Source organism: Streptodolium elevatio (genome assembly GCF_053592165.1).
The window spans coordinates 203,696-222,061 of record NZ_JBSFVE010000012.1; the positions used below are offsets into that span (position 1 = coordinate 203,696).

Annotated in this window: 19 protein-coding genes and 1 pseudogene; 7 read left to right on the forward strand and 13 right to left on the reverse strand. The window is 73.1% G+C overall.

The window, feature by feature from the left end; translation table 11 throughout:
• Positions 1 to 35: 35 nt before the first annotated feature.
• From ACWD12_RS22870 to ACWD12_RS22905, 8 genes and pseudogenes are all read right to left on the reverse strand, one after another.
• Positions 36 to 524, reverse strand: coding sequence for a hypothetical protein (locus tag ACWD12_RS22870; protein WP_450101061.1), 489 nt, complete (start codon positions 522 to 524; stop codon positions 36 to 38).
• A gap of 204 nt (positions 525 to 728) precedes the next feature.
• Positions 729 to 1,421, reverse strand: a complete 693-nt coding sequence (locus ACWD12_RS22875; RefSeq protein ID WP_450101062.1) for a class I SAM-dependent methyltransferase — start codon at positions 1,419 to 1,421, stop codon at positions 729 to 731.
• Between the two features lie 139 nt (positions 1,422 to 1,560).
• Positions 1,561 to 2,412, reverse strand: a complete 852-nt coding sequence (locus tag ACWD12_RS22880) for a hypothetical protein (protein WP_450101063.1) — start codon at positions 2,410 to 2,412, stop codon at positions 1,561 to 1,563.
• Positions 2,399 to 2,947: a SigE family RNA polymerase sigma factor gene (locus ACWD12_RS22885; RefSeq protein ID WP_358346911.1), complete on the reverse strand. Its 549-nt coding sequence runs from the start codon at positions 2,945 to 2,947 to the stop codon at positions 2,399 to 2,401. Before ACWD12_RS22885 ends, ACWD12_RS22880 begins: the two co-directional genes overlap by 14 nt.
• Before the next feature lie 179 nt (positions 2,948 to 3,126).
• Positions 3,127 to 3,609, reverse strand: a complete 483-nt coding sequence (locus tag ACWD12_RS22890) for an anthrone oxygenase family protein (RefSeq protein ID WP_450101064.1) — start codon at positions 3,607 to 3,609, stop codon at positions 3,127 to 3,129.
• Between the two features lie 64 nt (positions 3,610 to 3,673).
• Positions 3,674 to 4,510 carry an NAD(P)H-binding protein gene (locus ACWD12_RS22895; protein WP_450101065.1) on the reverse strand — a complete coding sequence of 279 codons (837 nt, stop codon included), beginning with the start codon at positions 4,508 to 4,510 and terminating at the stop codon, positions 3,674 to 3,676.
• Between the two features lie 275 nt (positions 4,511 to 4,785).
• On the reverse strand, positions 4,786 to 6,252 hold the full coding sequence (locus ACWD12_RS22900) for an aminopeptidase P family protein (protein WP_450101066.1): 1,467 nt from the start codon (positions 6,250 to 6,252) through the stop codon (positions 4,786 to 4,788).
• A gap of 184 nt (positions 6,253 to 6,436) precedes the next feature.
• A pseudogene (locus ACWD12_RS22905) lies at positions 6,437 to 6,621 on the reverse strand (dipeptide/oligopeptide/nickel ABC transporter ATP-binding protein); the annotation flags it as partial.
• Positions 6,622 to 6,677: 56 nt separating this feature from the next.
• Between ACWD12_RS22905 and ACWD12_RS22910 the strand changes: the two are divergent.
• Positions 6,678 to 7,445, forward strand: coding sequence for a GntR family transcriptional regulator (locus ACWD12_RS22910; RefSeq protein ID WP_450101067.1), 768 nt, complete (start codon positions 6,678 to 6,680; stop codon positions 7,443 to 7,445).
• A gap of 170 nt (positions 7,446 to 7,615) precedes the next feature.
• Positions 7,616 to 7,984 (forward strand): hypothetical protein, encoded by a 369-nt coding sequence (locus ACWD12_RS22915; protein ID WP_450101068.1) that lies wholly within the window; start codon positions 7,616 to 7,618, stop codon positions 7,982 to 7,984.
• A 20-nt stretch (positions 7,985 to 8,004) separates the two neighbouring features.
• Here the strand turns inward: ACWD12_RS22915 and ACWD12_RS22920 are convergent, their stop codons facing one another.
• A complete protein-coding gene (locus ACWD12_RS22920) occupies positions 8,005 to 8,808 on the reverse strand; it encodes an AraC family transcriptional regulator (RefSeq protein WP_450101069.1) in 804 nt (267 codons plus the stop codon).
• 64 nt (positions 8,809 to 8,872) lie between these two features.
• On the opposite strand from ACWD12_RS22920, the gene ACWD12_RS22925 reads away from it, so the two are divergent.
• A complete protein-coding gene (locus ACWD12_RS22925) occupies positions 8,873 to 9,463 on the forward strand; it encodes a TIGR03086 family metal-binding protein (RefSeq protein ID WP_450101070.1) in 591 nt (196 codons plus the stop codon).
• 198 nt (positions 9,464 to 9,661) lie between these two features.
• Positions 9,662 to 10,249: a hypothetical protein gene (locus ACWD12_RS22930; RefSeq protein WP_450101071.1), complete on the forward strand. Its 588-nt coding sequence runs from the start codon at positions 9,662 to 9,664 to the stop codon at positions 10,247 to 10,249.
• On the opposite strand, the gene ACWD12_RS22935 is transcribed toward ACWD12_RS22930, so the two are convergent.
• The 3 genes from ACWD12_RS22935 to ACWD12_RS22945 all read right to left on the reverse strand — a co-directional run bounded on the left by ACWD12_RS22935 (position 10,193) and on the right by ACWD12_RS22945 (position 13,912).
• Positions 10,193 to 10,948, reverse strand: coding sequence for a M1 family aminopeptidase (locus ACWD12_RS22935; protein ID WP_450101072.1), 756 nt, complete (start codon positions 10,946 to 10,948; stop codon positions 10,193 to 10,195). The genes ACWD12_RS22930 and ACWD12_RS22935 overlap by 57 nt on opposite strands.
• A gap of 262 nt (positions 10,949 to 11,210) precedes the next feature.
• A complete protein-coding gene (locus tag ACWD12_RS22940; protein ID WP_358346886.1) occupies positions 11,211 to 12,503 on the reverse strand; it encodes an AraC family transcriptional regulator in 1,293 nt (430 codons plus the stop codon).
• A gap of 161 nt (positions 12,504 to 12,664) precedes the next feature.
• Positions 12,665 to 13,912, reverse strand: coding sequence for a helix-turn-helix domain-containing protein (locus ACWD12_RS22945; protein ID WP_450101073.1), 1,248 nt, complete (start codon positions 13,910 to 13,912; stop codon positions 12,665 to 12,667).
• 365 nt (positions 13,913 to 14,277) lie between these two features.
• Between ACWD12_RS22945 and ACWD12_RS22950 the strand changes: the two genes are divergently transcribed.
• Genes ACWD12_RS22950 through ACWD12_RS22960 form a run of 3 tightly spaced genes read left to right on the forward strand, consistent with a single transcriptional unit; the run spans position 14,278 to position 16,724 of the window.
• Positions 14,278 to 15,165 (forward strand): helix-turn-helix domain-containing protein, encoded by an 888-nt coding sequence (locus tag ACWD12_RS22950; protein ID WP_358346882.1) that lies wholly within the window; start codon positions 14,278 to 14,280, stop codon positions 15,163 to 15,165.
• On the forward strand, positions 15,152 to 16,375 hold the full coding sequence (locus ACWD12_RS22955; protein ID WP_358346879.1) for a hypothetical protein: 1,224 nt from the start codon (positions 15,152 to 15,154) through the stop codon (positions 16,373 to 16,375). The genes ACWD12_RS22950 and ACWD12_RS22955 overlap by 14 nt, the downstream gene beginning before the upstream one ends.
• Entirely contained in the window at positions 16,344 to 16,724 is a 381-nt protein-coding gene (locus ACWD12_RS22960) for a gamma-glutamylcyclotransferase family protein (protein ID WP_450101074.1), read from the forward strand. Before ACWD12_RS22955 ends, ACWD12_RS22960 begins: the two co-directional genes overlap by 32 nt.
• 43 nt (positions 16,725 to 16,767) lie before the next feature.
• On the opposite strand, the gene ACWD12_RS22965 is transcribed toward ACWD12_RS22960, so the two are convergent.
• The gene (locus tag ACWD12_RS22965) at positions 16,768 to 18,117 is read right to left on the reverse strand and encodes a hypothetical protein (RefSeq protein WP_450101075.1); all 1,350 of its coding nucleotides are present in this window, start codon (positions 18,115 to 18,117) and stop codon (positions 16,768 to 16,770) included.
• Positions 18,118 to 18,366 lie beyond the last annotated feature (249 nt).

Consider the following 18,366-nt stretch of genomic DNA (forward strand, 5'->3'; position numbering starts at 1 on the left):
TCGGTTGAAGTCAAGCGAATTGTGCGCGGACGGCCTCAGCGCGCCGCGAGCACCCCGTCCGCTCCCACCGCCAGAGACGCCTGGAATCCGCCGGGACCGCAGTCGGGTCCGTTCGGATACGTCTGGGCCGGCGTCACCTCGATCTCCCGGACCAGCACCTCGGCCCCCGCCGCGTCGCTCAGCGTCAGCGACACCCGTAGCGGTGCGCCGGTCAGCTCGGGGACGCCGAGGAATCCGTTCTTCGCGCCGGTGGGTGTCGCCTGCGCCCCGCACACCTCGCCGGTGCACGGGAGCGGGACGGCGGAACTGGACGGAGACAACTGCAGGTTGCCCTCGCGGCACACATCCCCGGCGCAGGCGCGCATGTGCGCGGCGGCGGTCCGCTCCGCGTATTGCGCCGCTATCTCCAGCCCGACGCCGACGCGCGACCCGATCATCGTGCACTGCCGCCCGTCGCCGGACGACGAGGACGACCCGCATCCCACCGCGAAGGCGAGTCCCACCGCCAACATGCCCGATCGCATGGAAAGCCCTGTGGTCCAGCGCAACACGTCCACTCCTTCGACAGGAACCAGAAACCGCGACCCGCGCCGATGTGACGGAGCGGAGGCCGAGCCGGTTCCCCCGAGCCGGTTCCCCCGAGCGGTTCCCGCCGAGCCGGTTCCCGTACGCGCCGCGCGGCGGTGGCCCCGGGACCACGGCCGCGCGGCTCGGCGCGGCGCGGCAGGCTAAGCGGCTCGGCGCGCGCAGACCCACGTGCGGTCGTCGGTGAGGTACGCGTCCACCGCGAGGCCCTCCTGCGCGAGTGCCGCATCGAGCTGATCGTCCGTCAGCGGTCGGGAAAGGAATGTCTGGGTCCAGGTGGCGTCGGGGAATTCGTACTCCGCGTATATCGAGTTCACCCCGTCGCCGACCGGGTCGGACGACACCATGCGCACGGTGAAGCCGGCCGGGTCGACGCGCTCGCTCGGCAGGTTCGTGTGCCACCCTTGCCCCTCGCGCTGGAGCAGCACGCGGCCGCCCGGCGCGAGGTGTCGTGCGCAGGTGCGCAGGAGGGCCTGCCGCTCGTCGGCATCCCCGGTGTTCACCAGGAACGACGCGAGGACGACCGTGTCGAACTGCTCGCTCAGGTCCAGGAGTTCAATGGAGCTGTGGACGGTCCGAGCCCCTCGGACGTGGTCGAGCATATCCCGGGACTCGTCGACGGCCGTCACGGTGAAGCCGTGGGCGACCAGCGGATGCGTCATCCGGCCGACGCCGCAGCCCAGTTCGAGGACGCGCGCACCCGCCGGCACCGCCGCGGCGATGATGTCCGGCTCGGCCGCGGCGGGCAGGCGCGTGTAGAGCTCGACCGCGCAGCCGTCCGGGGTGATCGCGCCGGGTCCCGTTCCCTTGCGTCCTGTTCGCGTGTTGGTCCCCATATCCGCCGAACGGACGGCCCGGGGCGGCAGTTCCTCGTGGGGCCAGGGGCGTCGGCCCGACGAGCGCCGACGGGCGGGCGGGCCCGTCCAAGGCGGGGGCGTCGAGGACGGCCCGCCGGCGCACCCGACGAAGGCGCTTCTAGTCCGCGCTGACCTGGCGGTTGAGTTCCTGGGCGACGATGTTGCCCGCGGCGTCGTACGCCACCAGGTCCGCGTTCCGCCCGTAACCGGTCTCGTGGTCCACGGTGAGCAAGTAGAACCGCTCGGACACGCCGGCGGCCGACTGCGGCGCCAGCGTCTTGGTCTCGCCGGTGTCCTTGAAGGTCACGCGGACGTTGTCGACGTTCGGGGACACGAAACCCCACGTGACGGCGCCCAACGTGCCGAAGCCGAGGTCCGTGTGGTCCGGCTTGTCGTCGACCTCCACGGTCAGGAAGTTGATCTGGCCCGGCACACGGTCGGCACCGGCCCAGTCCGGGGCGTCGCCGCATTGGCGCCCGGTATCGCCGACCGTCCGGCCGTCGACCGCGATTTCGAACGTCTCGCAGTAGCCCTGCTGCTTCTTCGGTGCGCGCGTCGGCTCCCCGGGCAGGACGTAGGTGTCCTCCTCGTACTCGCCCTGCGTCCGCACCCGGGTCAGTTCCCAGGTGTGCCCGTCCATCGGGCCGGACGCCAGGGGCACGCGGCCCAGCCCCAGCGGGTTCGGCGGCGTGGGGGTCGTCTGCGGTGGTGCCGTACTCGCCGGGGTCGGCGGTGGGATCGGGTCGGTGGCGGTGGTCTGCTTCCCGCCGCCGCCCGGCAGCGTGAAGCCGGCCACGAGCCCGGCGACCACCAGCACCGAGGCGACCGAGCCCGCCACGGCGTTGCGGGTACGCCGCCGGGCTCGTCCGCGGCGCACGATCGCCTCGTGCGGTACCGGGATGTCCGGCAGTTCCCCGATGCCGAGCTCGAACCGCTCGCGCATCCACTGTCCTTCGTCACGACCGGTCATGGACCAGCTCCTCCGAGTTCTCGTGCGGGCTGGAGTGCCATTGCGGCCCGTCGAGTCCGGGGTCCGCGCGCAGCTTCGCGAGGCCCTTCGACGCCTGGCTCTTGACCGTGCCGACCGAGCAGCCGAGGATCTCGGCCACCTCCGTCTCCGGCAGGTCGTCCCAGTAGCGCAGGACCACGGCGGCGCGCTGCTTCGGCGGCAGTTGTGCCAGCGCCCGCATGAGCGCGTCACGCTGCCCGATGCGGTCCGCGGAGTCCGCCTCGCCCCGCTCCGGGGCCTCCGCCCCCAGGAGCTGGGTGATGCGTTTCTTGCGGAACCTCGCGGCGTTCGCGTTGACGAGCATGCGGCGCAGGTACGCGTCGGGGCTGTCGGCGGACTGCACGCGGTGCCAGGCGCCGTACACCCTCACCAGGGTGTTCTGCGCCAGGTCCTCGGCCTCGCCGTGGTCGCCGGTCAGCAGGTACGCCGTGCGCACGAGCCGCGCCCAGCGTGCCTGGACGAACTCGTGGAACTGTGCCGCCTCGTCCGGGCTCAATCGGCACCTCCTTCATGCAGCACGAGTACGGCCGGGGCGATACGGGTTGCCCGGCGGCGCGGAGAAAGTCGGAGGAATTTCCGGCGGACGGTCGCAGGGCGCCGCGAGGGCCCGGACGCCACTGGCGTCCGGGCCCTCGTGAACGACGTGCCGGATCAGGTTAACCCGGGTCGATTCGGTCAGCCGGCCGCGATCCCGGCGATCAGCAGGCCGCCCGCGACGATGCCGGCCAGGCCGCGCACGTGGTTCATGCGCGTCCAGTCGACCAGGTACGCCGCCCACATGCGGTCCGCCTCGGGGGTGCCGGCGGTCACCTTGTCCAGTGCCTCGTTGCGCGGCACGTGGTAACCGGCGGTGAGCATGAAGCCCGCGACCAGGTACGTCGCCGCCCCCGCGACCAGGAAGCCGGAGTAGTCGCCGTGCCAGTCGACCAGCGCCCAGATCCCGAGTCCCAGCGACGCCACGGTGGTGCCCATGAACACGGACAGGAAGCGGAAGGTGATCGCCGAGCGGTTGATGCTCTGCATCACGCCCGTGGCGTCCTTGGCCGGGACCTGGGCCAGGCCAGGCATCACCAGTACCGAGAATCCGTAGAACACGCCGCCCATGGCGATGCTGCCGAGCGCGGTGGCCAGCGTCAGTGCGAACAGGGTTCCGTCCATAGTGCTGCCCTCCGGGCAATCGGTCGCGGTCGTCGGTCGTCGGTTGTCGCTTGTCGTTCGGCGGTCAGGCGGTCCAGACGCCGGTGGCCGCCGCGTCCCGGGCGAAGTCGGAGAAGTCGCGCGGCTCGCGGCCGAGCGCACGCTGCACGCCGTCCGACAGATGTGCGTTGCGGCCGTCCAGGACCTCGGTGAACAGGTAGGTCAGGAACCCGACCGTCTCCCCGTCGAGGCCGGCCTCCTCGGTGAGCACCGTCGCGTAGGCCTCCATCGGAACCGTCACGTACGCGATCTCGCGCCCGGTCGCCGTCCCGATCTCCGCCACCGCCTCGGCGAAGCTGATCAGCCGCGGCCCGGTGACCTCGTAGACCTCGCCGTTGTGGCCGTCCTCGGTGAGCGCGGCCACCGCGACGTCCGCGATGTCCTCGACGTCGATGAAGGGCTCCTTCACGTCGCCGACCGGCAGCGCGACCTCACCGGCGAGGATCGGCTCGATCAGGAAGTTCTCGTTGAAGTTCTGGGCGAACCACGAGGCCCGCACGACCGTCCACTCGGCGCCAGCCCCCTCGGCCACCACCCGCAGGCGCTCCTCGGCGTTCTGCGCCTCGACCTCGCCGCGCCCGGACAGCAGCACCAGGCGGCGGACCCCGGCGCCGACCGCGGTCTCGGTGAAGGCGGCCACCGCGTCCGGGGCGCCCGGGACGGCGAGGTCCGGCACGTACGTGATGTAGACGGCCGAGACGTCGGCGACCGCCGCCTTCCATGTCGACGGGTCGTTCCAGTCGAACGGGATCGCGGCGTTGCGCGAGCCGATCCGGATGTCGGTGCCGCGGGCCGCGAGGCGCTCGGCGACGCGGCGGCCGGTCTTGCCGTTGCCGCCCAGAACCAGGATGGTGTCCGTCATTTCAGGCTCCTCAGCTTGTGGTCCATGTGGTGTTCCGCGCGGTGCTCCGCGTTCTTGCCTGACTCAATTCAAGCCCGCGGGGTTGAGACGGAACATAGCTGAGGAGCCAGATTGCATATTCCATCGTCTCGCCCGCGCGGATCTGGCCGCGCTATGCGGATGACGTACAACCCCGTATCGATGCCCATAACTGTGTGCATTGGCGGCGACCGGCACAAAGCAGCGTGCACCGGCGGACGCACGGGTCCGCCGGCGCACGCGTGACGACAGCGGGTTCAGCCCATCAGGCCGCCCATCCATTCCTCGATCGCGTCCGGGTCGCGCGGCAGCGCCGCGGACATCAGGCGGGCGCCGTCCTCGGTGACCACCAGGTCGTCCTCGATCCGGATGCCGATGCCGCGCAGCTCGGGCGGCAGTGTCTCGTCGTCGGGCTGGAGGTACAGGCCGGGCTCGACGGTCAGCACGTGCCCCACCTCCAACTTGCCGTCGAGGTACGTCTCGGCGCGCGCCTTGGCGCAGTCGTGCACGTCCATGCCGAGCATGTGGCCGCTGCTGCACAGCGTGTAGCGGCGGTGCAGCCCGCTCTCCGGGCGCAGCGACTCCTCGGCGCCCACCGGCAGGACGCCCCACTCGTGCAGCCCGGTCGCGATCACCCGCATCGCCGCCTGGTGGAAGTCCCGGAAGCTGGCCCCCGGCCGCAGCGCGTCGATGCCGGCCTGCTGGGCGTCCAACACCAGCTGGTAGACGTCCCGTTGCGCGCTGCTGAACCGCCCGGACAGCGGCAGTGTGCGGGTGATGTCGGCGGTGTAGAGCGAGTCGGTCTCCACGCCCGCGTCCAGCAGCAGGAGCTTGTCGCGGTCCAGGGCACCGTCGTTGCGGATCCAGTGCAGCACGCACGCGTGGGCGCCGGACGCGGCGATCGTCTCGTAGCCGGTGCCGTTGCCCTCGGCGCGGGCGCGCAGCCGGAATACCCCCTCGATCCAGCGCTCGCCGCGCGGGTGGCGCAGCGCCTGCGGCAGTGCGCGTACGACGTCCTCGAATCCGGACGCGGTGTGGTCGACGGCCAACTGGAGCTGCGCGACCTCCCATTCGTCCTTGATGAGACGCATCTCCGAGAGGTACGAAGCCAGTTCGAGGTTCTGCTCGGTGTCCCCGCGCACCGGCACGAGCGCGTCCACCGCGGGGTCCTCGCCGGACAACACGCGCGTGGCCACGTTGGGGCCGCGGAACAGGTCGGGGAGCCGGTCCAGGTGCACGGTCTCGATGCCGAGCAGCGCGGACGCCTCGTCGAGGGTGGGACGGCGGCCGACCCAGAACTCGCCGTACCGACGGTCCCGGAAGAACTCCCCGGAGTCGCGCGGCGAGCGCGGACGCAGGTAGAGCCGGGCCTCGTGGGTGCCGCCGACGGGCTCCATCACCAGCACGCCGCCGGGTTCCTGCTCGCCGGTGAGGTACGCGTACGCGGTGTGCGGGCGGAAGCGGTGGTCGTCGTCGTTGCTGCGCACCTTGAGCACGCCGGACGGGACCACCAGCCGCTCGCCCGGGAACCGCGCGGACAGCCGGGCCCGCCGCTTGGCGGTCCACGGCGAGATCTCGGCCAGGGTGAGGTCGGGCAGTGGACTGGGCGCCCAACCGCCGCTCATGAACGCCGCGAGCGCGTCCGAGACCGGTAGGTCGTGGCTGCCGGTGTGGAAGCGGTCGGCCGGTGCGGAGTCGGCGGGCCGGGACGGGTCCTGGGTCACAGGTTCCTCCAGTCGGTGGTGGCGGCGCTCCGCCGGGTCTGCGGCGGGGCACGGGCCGGGCAGGGCGGCTGCGGGGCGTGGCATATTCCCGGACAATCAGGCGGTAGCCGTCACGCTACCGCCTCGCCGAACGGGGTCGGGAAGTGGCAGGCCACCTGGTGGCCGGGGGTGGCGCCGGGGTCGTGACCTCCACGATCCGGCCCAGGCACATGACCGCGACACGTTCGCAGAAGTGCCGTACCACCGCCAGGTCGTGGGCGATGAAGACGAACGCGGTGCCCAGGTCCCGCCGCAGGAGCAGGTTGACGACCTGGGCCTGGCTCGACACGTCGAGTGCCGACCGGGTTCGGCGGCGACCACCGGGCGGGGGCCGGGCCCGACGTGCGTTCCGACGGGGCGGAGGCGCGTGGCAGTAGCCTGCCCGGATGGAGGAACAGCCCGTGAGTGTCGACCGCATCGGCGGATTCGCCCCCACCGCCGGAAGCGGGTCGCTGAACCTGCCCACGGTCCAGGAGCACCGCAGCCTCCGCGATCAGGTGACCCACGCGCTGCGTGCCGCGCTCGTCGCGGGTGAGCTGCGCCCCGACACGATCTACTCGGCGCCGACGCTCGCGGCGCAGTTCCGCGTCTCGGCGACGCCGGTGCGCGAGGCCATGCTCGATCTGGCCAAAGAGGGCCTGATCGAGGTCGTGCGCAACAAGGGGTTCCGGGTCACCGCGCTGTCCGCGCGCGACCTGGACGAGTACACCGAGATCCGGGCGCTGATCGAGGTCCCGGTGGCGGTCCGGCTGGCCGGTACGGCCGACCGGGAAGCGCTGGAGGCGCTGCGCCCCGTCGCCGCCGAGATCGTCCGGGCCGCCGAGGCCCACGACCTCATCGGCTACCTGGAGGCCGACCGGCAGTTCCACCTCGGTCTGCTGAGCCTGGCGGGCAACCGGCGCCTCGTCGACGTCGTGGGCGACCTGCGCAAGCGCTCCCGCCTCCACGGCCTCGACAACCTCGCCGCCCGCGGGGCGCTGGTCGCGTCGGCGCGGGAGCACGAGGGCATCCTCGACCTGATCATCGCGGGCGACACCGAGCGCGTCGAGTCCGCGATGCGCGAACACCTGGGTCATATCCGGTCGTTGTGGGCCGCGCCGGAGGCCGAGGCCGGGGTCCCGGCGGCGGAACAGGACGCGGCCGGCTCGGCCTGACCGGCCCGGCGGCGGCGCCGCACCGGACCGCCCGGGGCCGCCCCGGCCCGACCTCCCTCCCTGTCGGCAAGGTCGGCAAGTGGCCGGAACACTCCCCCGCCGGGGGCGGGCGCACCGTAGCGTGGGACCTGTCGACCAGGGGTGCGACCCACGAGTGCAGGGGGTACGAGGTGGAACCGATACCGGCGGTCTTGCTCGGCGCCGTTGCCACGGGCGCCGGGGGCGGCGACGGCCCCGACGCGTGGGTCGCCCTGCGGGCGCTGGTACGCCAGGCGTCCCGCCGCTCCGGAACCGCCGGGGACGCGGCCCTGACCGCCCTGGCGCAGTCGCCGCACGACCCCGTGAGGGCCGAGTCGCTCTCCCAGGCCCTGGCCGCTCGCGCCCACATGGACCCGGAGTTCGAGGCGGCGCTCACCGACTGGCTGCACACGTGGGGCGCCAAGACCGTGCTGCCCGATGCCGAACCCGATCCCGCCGCCGGCCCCGTCCCGGGCACCGCCGACTCGCGCCCGCCGCACGCCCGCGGCCACCGGGGCTGAACCGCCGGCCCGGAGCCTCGTCAGGACTTCGCGTACGCGGCCGGGGGCTCGCCGACGGCCGCGGTGAAGTCGCGGGTCAGGTGGGACTGGTCGGAGTAGCCGAGGTCCAGGGCCAGGGCCGCCCAGTCGATACGGGTGCCCTGCTTGGCGCGTTCGGCGGCCTCGTGCAGCCGGGCCCGGCGCAGCACCCACTTGGGGGAGGCGCCGACGTACTCCGCGAAGAGGCGCTGGAGCCGGCGTACCGGCACGCCGAGGAGGTCGGCCACCTCGTCGACCCGGACCAGCGACGGTTCGGCGGTGATGCGCGCGACCATGTCGGCCACGGTGTCCGCGACCGGATCCGGCTCGGGGAGCCGGGCGAGCAGGAAGTCCTCGGCGGCGGCCACCATTTCGGCGTCGTCGTCGGTGGACAGCACCGCCCGCTGGGTGTCGAGGACACCGCCGTCGAACAACCCGGTCGCGGGGACGACGCGGTCCACGAGATCGGCTACGGGTCGGTCGAGCAGCGCGCGGAAGGCGCCCGGGCGGAACCGCGCGCCGAGCACGTGGCCGCGCCCGCTGATGCGGCGCACGAACGGCCCGCGCACGATGCCGTAGACCGACGGGTGCGGCTCCTCGAACACCAGGTGCACGTTGGGGTGGGAGAGCGTCTTGGACTCGTGTGAGGCCTTGCCGCGCAGGTCCCACGCGACCACCCAGTAGTACTCGACGAAGCGGGCGACGGCCGCGCTCGGCTCGTGCCGGTCCAGCCGGATCTTGGTCGCCATGAGTTCGGGGTACAGGACTCCGCGCCCCATATCCTCCGGCTTCGTCCCCTCGGTCATGCGGACAGGGTAGCTGTCGCGTTTCTTCTAGATCCGGCTCCCGCGCATTTCCTACGGTGAGGCCATGGACCTGCACAAACACCTTTCCGCAAGTGCCGCAGAGGCGGCCCGGATCGCCCGCGGCGTCACCCCCGGCCGACTCGACGGCCCCACCCCCTGCACGGAGATGGACACCCGTGCCCTGCTGAACCACTGGATCCTCTACACGGCGTACGGCCTGGAGAAGCGTGCGCGACGCGAGCCCCTTCCGGCGCAGTGGCTCGAACGCGACTTCACCGCCGAGCCCGACTGGGCCGAGGCATACGCGGCGCAGCTGGACCGCGCGGTCGCCGCGTGGGCCGACCCGGCCGTCTGGGAGGGCGAGATCTCGCTCGGCGACGGCTTCGCGATGCCCGCACCGGAGATCGCCAAGATGATCGTCAAGGAACTCGTGGTGCACGGCTGGGACGTCGCCAAGGCGTCCGGCCAGGAGATCGTGTGCGCCCCGGAGACCGCGGAGATCGTCCTTGCCGTGGTCGAGGAGTACGCCGAGACCTACCGCGAGTACAAGGGCTTCGCCGATCCCGTGGAGCTGCCCGCCGGGGCCTCCGCGTTCGACCGCGCGCTGGCCTTGTCCGGCCGCGACCCCGGGTGGCGTCCGGCCGCGGCGCGGTGAACCGCGGGCCGGGCCCGCGGCCCGGCGGTCCGCAGGCGGCGCGGGCGTGCCTACTCCCGGGGGAGTAGGCACCCGTACCGCGACGACCGCCCCCGCCGGCGGTGAGAGCAGGACGAGTGCCTTCCGGTGCCGGACGTTTCGGCGGCCCCGGCGCGGAAGCCTTGAGGACGTCGGCAGGAGACGTCCCCAGGAGGCATCGTGAGCACCGTCGTGACACCCTCGGCCGCCGGGACCGCGGCGAAGGCCTCCCCTCGGCGCAATCCGCGGCACTTCTCGCGGGGCGTGCGGCGCGCGGTCAACTCCGCGCACGTCGTCACCGCGGTCGGGCTGGTCGGCGTCGAACTGGTCATGGTCATGCTGGGGCTGATGGCCCGGAACACCGGCGACGACGCGGTGCGGCACATGACGTACGAGACGATGCGCAGCCTCGTCTACGCCGCCGGGATTCCGCTCGCCGTCCTCGCCCTCGTGTCCGGGGTGGTCCTGTGCCTGCGGACCCCGTGGGGGCTGTGGAAGCACCTGTGGATCCAGGTGAAGATCGTGCTGCTGTTCCTGGTCATCGGGATCGGCGCGGGCGCCGTCTCGCAGTGGGTCCGCACGCTGGAGGACAAGAGCGCGCCGGGTGCCGATGCGTCCGGCATCGCCACCTTCCAGTGGCTGCAACTCGGCGCCGTGGGCGTGCAGATCACCGCGCTCGTGGTCGCCACGTTCCTGTCCGTCTACAAGCCGTCAGGCTCCCGCCGGGTCTCCCGCGACGCGCGCGGCCGCCGTGCCGGCCGGGGGTAGCGGATCGGTCGTCCAGTCCGGGTGGCCGGGCATCGGAGGCGTGGTCGTCCCGTACAGCCACGCCTCCAGGAACGGGGCCAGATCGCGGCCCGCGGCGGTCGAGGCGACGCCGACGAAGTCCCGGGTGCTCGCGCCGCGGCCCCGGAAGCACGACAAGAACCTGCGCTCGATGTCGGCGAAGACGGCCTCGCCGACTTCCTCGCGCAGCGCGTACAGCACCAGCGCCGAGCCGTCGTAGCGCATGCGCTTGAACAGCGCGGGCTCCGTCGGCGCGGCGGGGGCGCCGAAGTCCCGGCGCCAGACGTCGTGTTGGCGGTACGCGTCGCGCATCCGGTCCTCGAACCGGTCGCCGCCGTGCTCCTCGGAGTACAGCCGCTCGTAGAACCGCGCGTGGCCCTCACTCAGCCAAAGGTCAGACCACGTGGCGATGCCCACGTCGTTTCCGAACCAGTGGTGCGCCAGTTCGTGCACCATGGTCCGCTCGGCCGCCACCCGGTCGCCGGACAGCTCGCCGCCCGGCACCAGCGACAGCGTCTGCGTCTCCAGCGCCACCGCGAGGTCGGTGTCCGCCACCAGCAGGCCGTAGGTGTCGAACGGGTACGCGCCCAGCCGCGCGGTCAGCCAGTCCAGGTGCCCGGCCGTCAGCGCCCGGTTCGCCGCCGTCGCGGCGACGAGGCCGGGCGGCACCGCGTCGCGCAACCTCGGCCGCCGCCTGCGGCAGCAGGAGCAGCAGCGCCGCGCACGCCGCGACAGCGGACGCGGAACGACGGCGGCGGACGCGGCGGCCGGTCTTGCGGCTGGTCGGGCGCATGGCGACGAGGCTGACGCAGACGGGCGGCCCGCCGTCGCTGACATGCCGTGCCAACGAAGCGGACCACCCGATTGCGTCAGCAGAAGACCGCCAGGTGCCCAACCGGTCGAGCCACGCGCCGGACGGGCCGACGCACGGCTCGACCGCGGCTCATCCCGCCGCGCGCGGCTGGAAGGCGTAGACGTCCGCGTCCCCCGAGCGGGTCGTCTGCGACGGGAGGCGTCCGTACGCCGCGCGGTACAACGAGCCGAAGCGGCCCAGGTGGCTGAATCCCCAGCGCAGCGCGATGCCGGTCACCGTGTCGTCGCTGCGGCCCTCGGCCACCGCGAGCAGGTCCGCGTGCGCCCCGGCGAGCCGCACGTGCCGCAGGTGCGCGAGCGGTGTGACACCGAGGTGGGTGCGGAACTTCTCCTGGAGCGTGCGCACGCTCATGTGCGACGCCGCCGCGATGTCCGCCACCGAGATCGGCTCGGACGCGTGCTCCTCGCAGAACGCCAGCGCGCGGCGCAGCGCCACCGGGGCGCCGACCGGACCGCCGCGCAGCGTACCGCCGCTGAGCGTGTGCGGCTGGCAGGCCAGCAGCCCGTGCACGAGCATCTGCTCGAAGTGCGCGGCGGCGTCGGGGGAGCGGGTCAGCAGACCGGAGTCGACCATCGACCCGAAGCTGTGCGCCAGCGAAAGCCACTGCCGCACCTCGTCGTTCGCGCTGTCCAGCAGCGGGTCGAAGCGCAACGGCGTGTTCTCCGCCGGGTCGTCGGCGTACGGCCGGATCGCGGCGTCCACGACACGGCGCGGTATCCGCAGGACCAGCGCCGTGGTGTCCGGCGCCCAGCGTGCGACGACCTCCTGACCCGGGCCGGTGACGACCGGGGAGAGCGGCATTTCGCGGCCGTCCACGATCAACTGCCCGCCGCCGCAGTGCAGCAGGTGCACGAGGTAGACCGGGGCCTGGGCGTCGAAGCGCAGTTCGGCGTGCGCGCCGTAGCCGATCTGGTAGAGGGCGATCTCGCCGCGGTGCAGCACGCGCAGCTTCGCCCGCACCGCGCCGGTGCCGGGAACGCGCAGGCGGTGCGGGATGACGTGCGAGCCGACCGCGTGGTGCATGAGGCGCGGCTCGGTGCCCTGGTAGAGCACCCGGCCGCGCGGCGGCAGGCCGGCGGCGGGCGCGGCGGGCTGCGGGACGCGGCGGCCGGGGACCGGCGCCGAACCGCGCGGCGCGGGTACCGGCGCGGCCGGCCGGCGCGCGCCGAGGGCGCCCGGGGGTACGGCGCCGGGGCGCGCACCCGGGGGGACGGCGGTGGCGCGGGCGCCGGCCCGCGGCGCGTTGTCGGCGACCGGAGCGGGGCGCTCGCCGGCGATGCCGGCGCGTCGGCCCGGCGCTGATGGGGACGCCCCGGAGGTGGCGGCGACGAGCATGGGGCGGGGGTAAGCCGTGGCGGGCATGAGGGACTCCTGCCTGGAGGTCACGTCGTACTGGTTCCTGGGGGTTTGGGCGCAGGTCGGGGGCGGGCCCAAAAGGTGGGTCTATGTGGTGACTTCGGTGCTGTGGTGCGTGGTCGGTGCCGTTCGCGCCGGCTGCGCCGGTCGCGCCTGGATGGTGCGGCTCACGACGCCTTGCGGCGGTCGGTGAGCATGTGCGTGTCCCGAGAGCGGTCGGCCACCTGCAGCGCGAGCCACAGGTCCGCCTCGGCGTGCGGCCCGTGCAACAGATCGAGGCCGAGTACATTCCCGATCCTGGTCAGGCGCTTGCGGGCGCCCGGCACGGTGAGACCCAACGCGGCGGCCGTCGCCGACAGCCGTGCGTCGTGCGCCAGCCAGACGCGCAACGTGCCCGCGTCGGGCCCGGACAACCCGCCGGCCAGCGGGTGCAGTCCGGCGAACGCCCAGCCGTCCAGAGCCGGGTGGTCGAGCGAGAGGCGTACCCCCGTGGGCGCCGGTCCGACGGGGCCCGTCCCGGGAGGGGTGTCCCGGGGCAGTGCCGCGATCCGAAGCGCGAGCGAGAGCCGCGCACGGTCGCCGATCCGGTGCAGGTCCCGGTCCAGCAGCGCCTCGATGAGGCGCAGCCGACCGCTGAGGGTGTTGCGGTGGATGCCGAGCCGCGTTCCGGCGCCGCGCCGGTCCACCAGCCAGGCACCCAGGGTCTCGAGCAGCTCGTCGGCCTCCGGGTCGCCGCGTCGGCGGGCCCGGTGTGCCGCGAGCGGCGCGAGTTGCTCCCGTGCCCACGCGTCGGCCTGACCGGCCAAGAGGAGCTCCGGGGCGAGCCATGCGTGGAACCGGGCGTATCCGCCGACCGCTATGCGTGCGGCGGTGAGCGCGTACCGGGCCTGCCCGAAGGCGGTCGGTACGGATGCCAGGTCGACGGGCGGTGAGGCCCCGACCCGGCACTGCGGGTACGTCCGCACCAACTCGCGCGTGACACGTCGTGCGACGTCGTCGTCGGAGTCCCGCTCCCCGGCCGGAAGCAGGACCGCGAGCGGCGACCCTTCGCCTGTGTCGCGCACGATCCAGGTGCCCTCGGGCGCCGTACGCCGCAGCAGTTCCGCCACAGCGTCCCTCCGGTCCGGATCGCACGCGACGGCCATGACGCGCGTGATCGGGGGGAGGGGGCAGTCGAGTGCCTCGGCCATCGTCGCCGCGGCCAGGGGCTGTTCGCCGCAGAGCAGCCCCCATACCGCGCGCCGCTGGCGCTGTTCGGCGTCCTTCACGATGCGGACCGCCTCGGCATACCGGTGGGCGGCCCAGTCGGCGAGTGCCACGGGTGAGACGGCGTCGCCGCCCGGTTCCGCGGCGGAACCGAGGAACACCGTCGACGCCTGTGCCAGCACAGTGTCGAGACGCTGAGCGTGTCCCATGTCTTCTCCCGTCGGCCGGTCCGAGCGCCGTGGCCGGCGCTTCCTCGCGCCGTCGGTGCTGCCGGTGATCACCGTCTCTCCTGTCGTTGCCGCGCGCCTACAGGAAAGGACCGCAGATCCTGAGGGGAAATCCGTGAGACGCGTGATGGAGTTGCTGAGGGTCCCGCAAGCTGGGGAACAGCGGGCAGTCCTCGTACGGTTGAGCAGTATCCGAAGCCGGACGGCGGCTTATAAGGTCGAGACGGTTATCCGAGCCGGGTAAACTCCCCGGTAACTTCGTACCCGACGTGGTGCGGAGGACGGCGCTTGGGGGTTTTGCACAGATGCCGCGAACGGGCCGGGACAGCCCCCTGCCGGACGCACTCATGACCAGTCCGCAGATGCGCGAGGCGTGTGCCGAGCGCGACGTCGGCGCGATATTCGCGCTCGCCCGCGACCGGGCGGGCATGAGCCTCAGCCGACTCGCCCGGCTGTGCGAGATGACCCCCAGCCGCGTCGGCGAATACATCAAGGGGCGGGCCCGAGTTCGCCAGCAACACGTCGTCGAGCGCGTCGCCGACGGACTGCGCATACCCGGCGAAATGCTCGGCCTCGCGCCCCGCCCCTGGGAGGCGGACGCCGACGCCGCGACGGAACCCGGAGCCGACGGCCTCCCGGTCGCCCCGGGCCTGCGCGCCCGCCTCGCCGACAGCGTCGTCGAACTCGACCTGGGCATCGACATCGAGGTCGACAAGGAGGGCTGGGTCTACCTCACCTACCACCACCATGTGCTCAATCTCACGGAGCGCCCGCTCACCCGGTTCTCCCGCGAACTGTGGTTCGAGCACGGCGAAGGCCCGCTGGAGATCATCACGCTGCCCGGCAGCCGCCAGCACGTCACCGTCGAACGCATCCACGACGCCGGGACACTGGCGAAGTTCGCCTGCTGCGTCTCGCCCCCGGTGCCCCCGATGGGCACCGCCAAGATCGCCTACCGGTGCCGCGGCGGCCGTTTCACCGAGGCGCACTACTGGCGCCAGGCCATCACGCGCTACACGCTGCGGCTGCACATCGGAGTCCGCCAGAACGGCGTCGCACGTCTTGTGGACTGCAGCGCCATCGAGGAACATCCCGACGGGGCGAAGCAGGTGATCGACGAACACGTGCGTTTCTCCCACGAGGGCTCCGAAGCGCACATCAGCCTGGCGCGCGAGGAGTTGCGGCCCAATCAATTCGTCACCCTGCACTGGGAGGTCGTCCGTGAAGGCGCGTGACGCGCTCGAGTCGGTCATCCGCTCCTGGCACCGGCTCGAGGTCGAGCGCGGCGGACCCGGGGTGGTCGAGTTCGACTGCGCCCCACCGCCGCCCGGCCTCCCGCCGGTCCCGGCGGCCGCCGACCGGCTGGAGGTGTACCGGCGCCTCGCCGCCCTCGCTCCCCGGGTCGAGGCGGCCGACGAGCCCTACCTCACCGCCCGTCTGCATGCCGACCTCGCCTTCCTCGGCCACCGTCTGGGCGAACGCCCTGCTTTGGACGACTACGTGCGCGCCACGCAGGGTTGCCCGGCCACCGGCTGGCCCGCCGAATACGTCACCGCACGCGGCGAGTTGGCGCGCGCTGAACTGGACCGCCTGGGCATCGGCTGGGACACCGGGACCGACGACGCGCTGCGCGCGCTCGAGGGACCGCTCGACGCCGCCGCCGCGTCGCAGCTGATCCGCGCCGCGGCCGTCGAACTGGAGCCGCGCGTCCGCAAGGCGGTCGGCACGGAGGCCCCGTACGAACTCACCGTCCAGAGCGTCGACGTCGACGAGTACTGGGCGTACTGGCTGGACGGGGCCGGGAGCCGGGTGCGGTTGCGGCTCAATCCGCGCAACGCCCGTTTCACCCGGGTCGGCGTACGGCAGTTCGCGCTGCACGAGGTGCTCGGCCACGGCATGCAGTGCGCCGCGTTCGCGCACCGCTGTGCCGCGGAGGACGTGCCGTGGGTGCGCCTGCTGTCGGTGCACGGCCCCACACAGGTGCTGCTCGAAGGCCTCGCGCAGGCACTCCCGCTGTTCATCGTGCCCGAGGACGACGTGCTGGCCGCGCGTGTGCGGCTCGACCACTACCTGCAACTCGTACGCTCCGAACTGCACATCGCGATCAACTCCGGCGCGTCCGTGGCGGCGTGCGCGGCACATGCCCGCGCCCGCGTGCCGTACTGGACCGAGCGCCATATCGCGGACCTCCTCGCCGACCGAGGGGCCGATCCCCGGCTGCGTTCCTATCTGTGGGCCTACCCGGCCGGCTTCGACTGGTTCGTCCGCCTCGCCGAAGCGGACGGCACGGTGATCACGGAGGTGCTGCATGCCGCTTATCGGGACCCCCTCACACCCGAGGGGCTCCGGAGGCTCTGGCCGGACGGACCGCCTGTCGGTGGACCCGGACCGCCTGTTCGCCTACGGGAGCCTGATGTTCCCCGAGGTGCTGCGGACCCTGCTTGACCGCGTGCCCGCACTGGCTCCCGCCGCGGTCGACGGTTGGCGCGCGGCGGCCCTGCCGGGCCAGGTGTACCCCGCGCTTGCGACCGCCGACTCGCGCGCGGACGGCGTACTGCTGAGCGGGATATCGGCGCGGGACTGGCACATTCTGGACGCGTACGAGGACGACCTGTACGACCTGGTCCGACTGCCGCTCGTCGGCGGCGGCCACGCCTGGACCTACGTGGCACCGCAAGCCGCCGCGGTCCTGGACGAGAATTGGTCCGCCGAGGCTTTCGCCCAACGGCAGTTGACCGAGTACGTCGCCGCCTGCCGCGCCTGGCGTGCGGACTTCGCGGCGCCCGGGTCCTGAACCCGGGTCGGCCGCGACGACCGCGCCCCGCCGGGCGCCCGCGTCAGCTCGCCGCAACGTGTGCACGCAGCGCGTCGAGGTGGTGGCGGGCCGCGGACGCCTCCGGTTCCGCGTCCGGGGCCACCGCGGCGTACGCACGCAGCACCAATGGCCCGACCTCGAAGGCGCGTTCCACGTCGTCGACCTGAAGCCAGCAGTAGTGCGCGTTCTTCGCGAGACGCGTCGCCCACGGGTCGGAAAGCCCGTCCATGCCGACCCGGTCCACCGCGGCCCGTGCGAACAGGCCCACGGCGCGGTCGGTTTCCCCGGCCAGCATGGTCACGTAGGCGCTGACCTCGCGGGCGGCGATGAGGCGTTCGGGATCTTCGGCGGTCTGGCGCACGGCATCCTCCAAGGCAAGTGCACGCTGCAGGGCGCTGTCGATGTCCCCCGACGCGACAGCGGCCCGGATGCCGCGCAACACCTGCGACTGTTCGGGGGTGGGGACCGGCAGCGCACGCGGCGCGCCGGGCGGGGGCGGTGGGGTCGCACGCCGCACCTCGGGCACGGGGCGCGGTTCCGGTGCGGCGGGCGCCGGTTCGGGTATGGCGGAAACCGGTTCGGGTACGGCGGCCACCGGCTCCGGAACCGGCCGCGGTACCGCGGCCGGCGGCGCGACCGGAGCAGGCGGCGGGACCGCAGCAGCAAGCGGCGGGACCGGAGCCTGCTGGGACACCGGCGGGGCCGGCGAAGCGGGAGCGGGAGCGGGGGCCGAAGCCGCGGCCGGCGCGGTCGGCTCGGACACCGGCATCGGGGCCGGCGGCTCGGCCCGCACCGGCGGTGGCACCGGGGCCTGCACCTGCGGTGGAACCGGAGCCTGCGCCGGAGCCTGTACCTGCGGTGCCACCGGGTGGAACGGCGGGGCGACGGACTCCGGTTCACCCTCGTACTGCCACTGCGGCCGCTGCTCCGGCACGGGCTCCGACCGTGGGGCCATCGGGGGGTCCGAACGAGGATCCGACCGGGGTTCGGGCCGAGGCTCCGGCTGGGGCAGCGGGGCGGCGCCGGTCGGAACCCGGCGCCCCGGTGCCGGGGGAGCGGGCGGCGCCGCCGACGAACCGCGCCTGCGGCCGAACGACTTGCGCGCCTTCGGCGAGATCCGCGGCCCCGCCTCGGTGACCGTCGAGTCCGGGGCCACCATCAGCGGGTAGATCGTGCCGTCTGCCTCGATGGCCTCGCAGCGCACCGGCCGCCCCAGCAACTGGGCCGTCTTCGTGACCTGTTCGACCGCGACGACGCGCGGGTCGGTACCGGTCGGCACCGGAATCCGCACTCCGTCGACGACGACGGAGTCCGCGTCGGACATCTCGATGGTCACGACGGGCCAGCCGGGTACTTCCATGGTTTCGGTCACGCGTTGGCTCCTCGGGGGATGGCGCGGCGTCGGAATCCGTCCGGGCGCGCCGCAGGAGAGCGTCCTACGAAGTCCTTTGGAGCATAGGAGCGATCGGCCGCAACGCACCCGGGGCAAATCGGCCGGACCGGGCCCGCCGGGCGCTTTGCAGGGGGAAATGCCGGAATCGACTGTGCACTGTGGAACCCGGCAGCGGTTTCGCCGTGCCGGGGAAAACCGTTCGCTCGCGCAATCGGGATTGCCGGTCCC

What these genes read in the sequence shown, in the direction of transcription:
- ACWD12_RS22870 (WP_450101061.1), bottom strand. Translation starts at nt 524, where the DNA reads ATGCGATCGGGCATGTTGGCGGTGGGACTCGCCTTCGCGGTGGGATGC.
- ACWD12_RS22875 (WP_450101062.1), bottom strand. Translation starts at nt 1,421, where the DNA reads ATGGGGACCAACACGCGAACAGGACGCAAGGGAACGGGACCCGGCGCG.
- ACWD12_RS22880 (WP_450101063.1), bottom strand. Translation starts at nt 2,412, where the DNA reads ATGACCGGTCGTGACGAAGGACAGTGGATGCGCGAGCGGTTCGAGCTC.
- ACWD12_RS22890 (WP_450101064.1), bottom strand. Translation starts at nt 3,609, where the DNA reads ATGGACGGAACCCTGTTCGCACTGACGCTGGCCACCGCGCTCGGCAGC.
- ACWD12_RS22895 (WP_450101065.1), bottom strand. Translation starts at nt 4,510, where the DNA reads ATGACGGACACCATCCTGGTTCTGGGCGGCAACGGCAAGACCGGCCGC.
- ACWD12_RS22910 (WP_450101067.1), top strand. Translation starts at nt 6,678, where the DNA reads ATGGAGGAACAGCCCGTGAGTGTCGACCGCATCGGCGGATTCGCCCCC.
- ACWD12_RS22920 (WP_450101069.1), bottom strand. Translation starts at nt 8,808, where the DNA reads ATGACCGAGGGGACGAAGCCGGAGGATATGGGGCGCGGAGTCCTGTAC.
- ACWD12_RS22925 (WP_450101070.1), top strand. Translation starts at nt 8,873, where the DNA reads ATGGACCTGCACAAACACCTTTCCGCAAGTGCCGCAGAGGCGGCCCGG.
- ACWD12_RS22940 (WP_358346886.1), bottom strand. Translation starts at nt 12,503, where the DNA reads ATGCCCGCCACGGCTTACCCCCGCCCCATGCTCGTCGCCGCCACCTCC.
- ACWD12_RS22945 (WP_450101073.1), bottom strand. Translation starts at nt 13,912, where the DNA reads ATGGGACACGCTCAGCGTCTCGACACTGTGCTGGCACAGGCGTCGACG.
- ACWD12_RS22950 (WP_358346882.1), top strand. Translation starts at nt 14,278, where the DNA reads ATGACCAGTCCGCAGATGCGCGAGGCGTGTGCCGAGCGCGACGTCGGC.
- ACWD12_RS22960 (WP_450101074.1), top strand. Translation starts at nt 16,344, where the DNA reads ATGTTCCCCGAGGTGCTGCGGACCCTGCTTGACCGCGTGCCCGCACTG.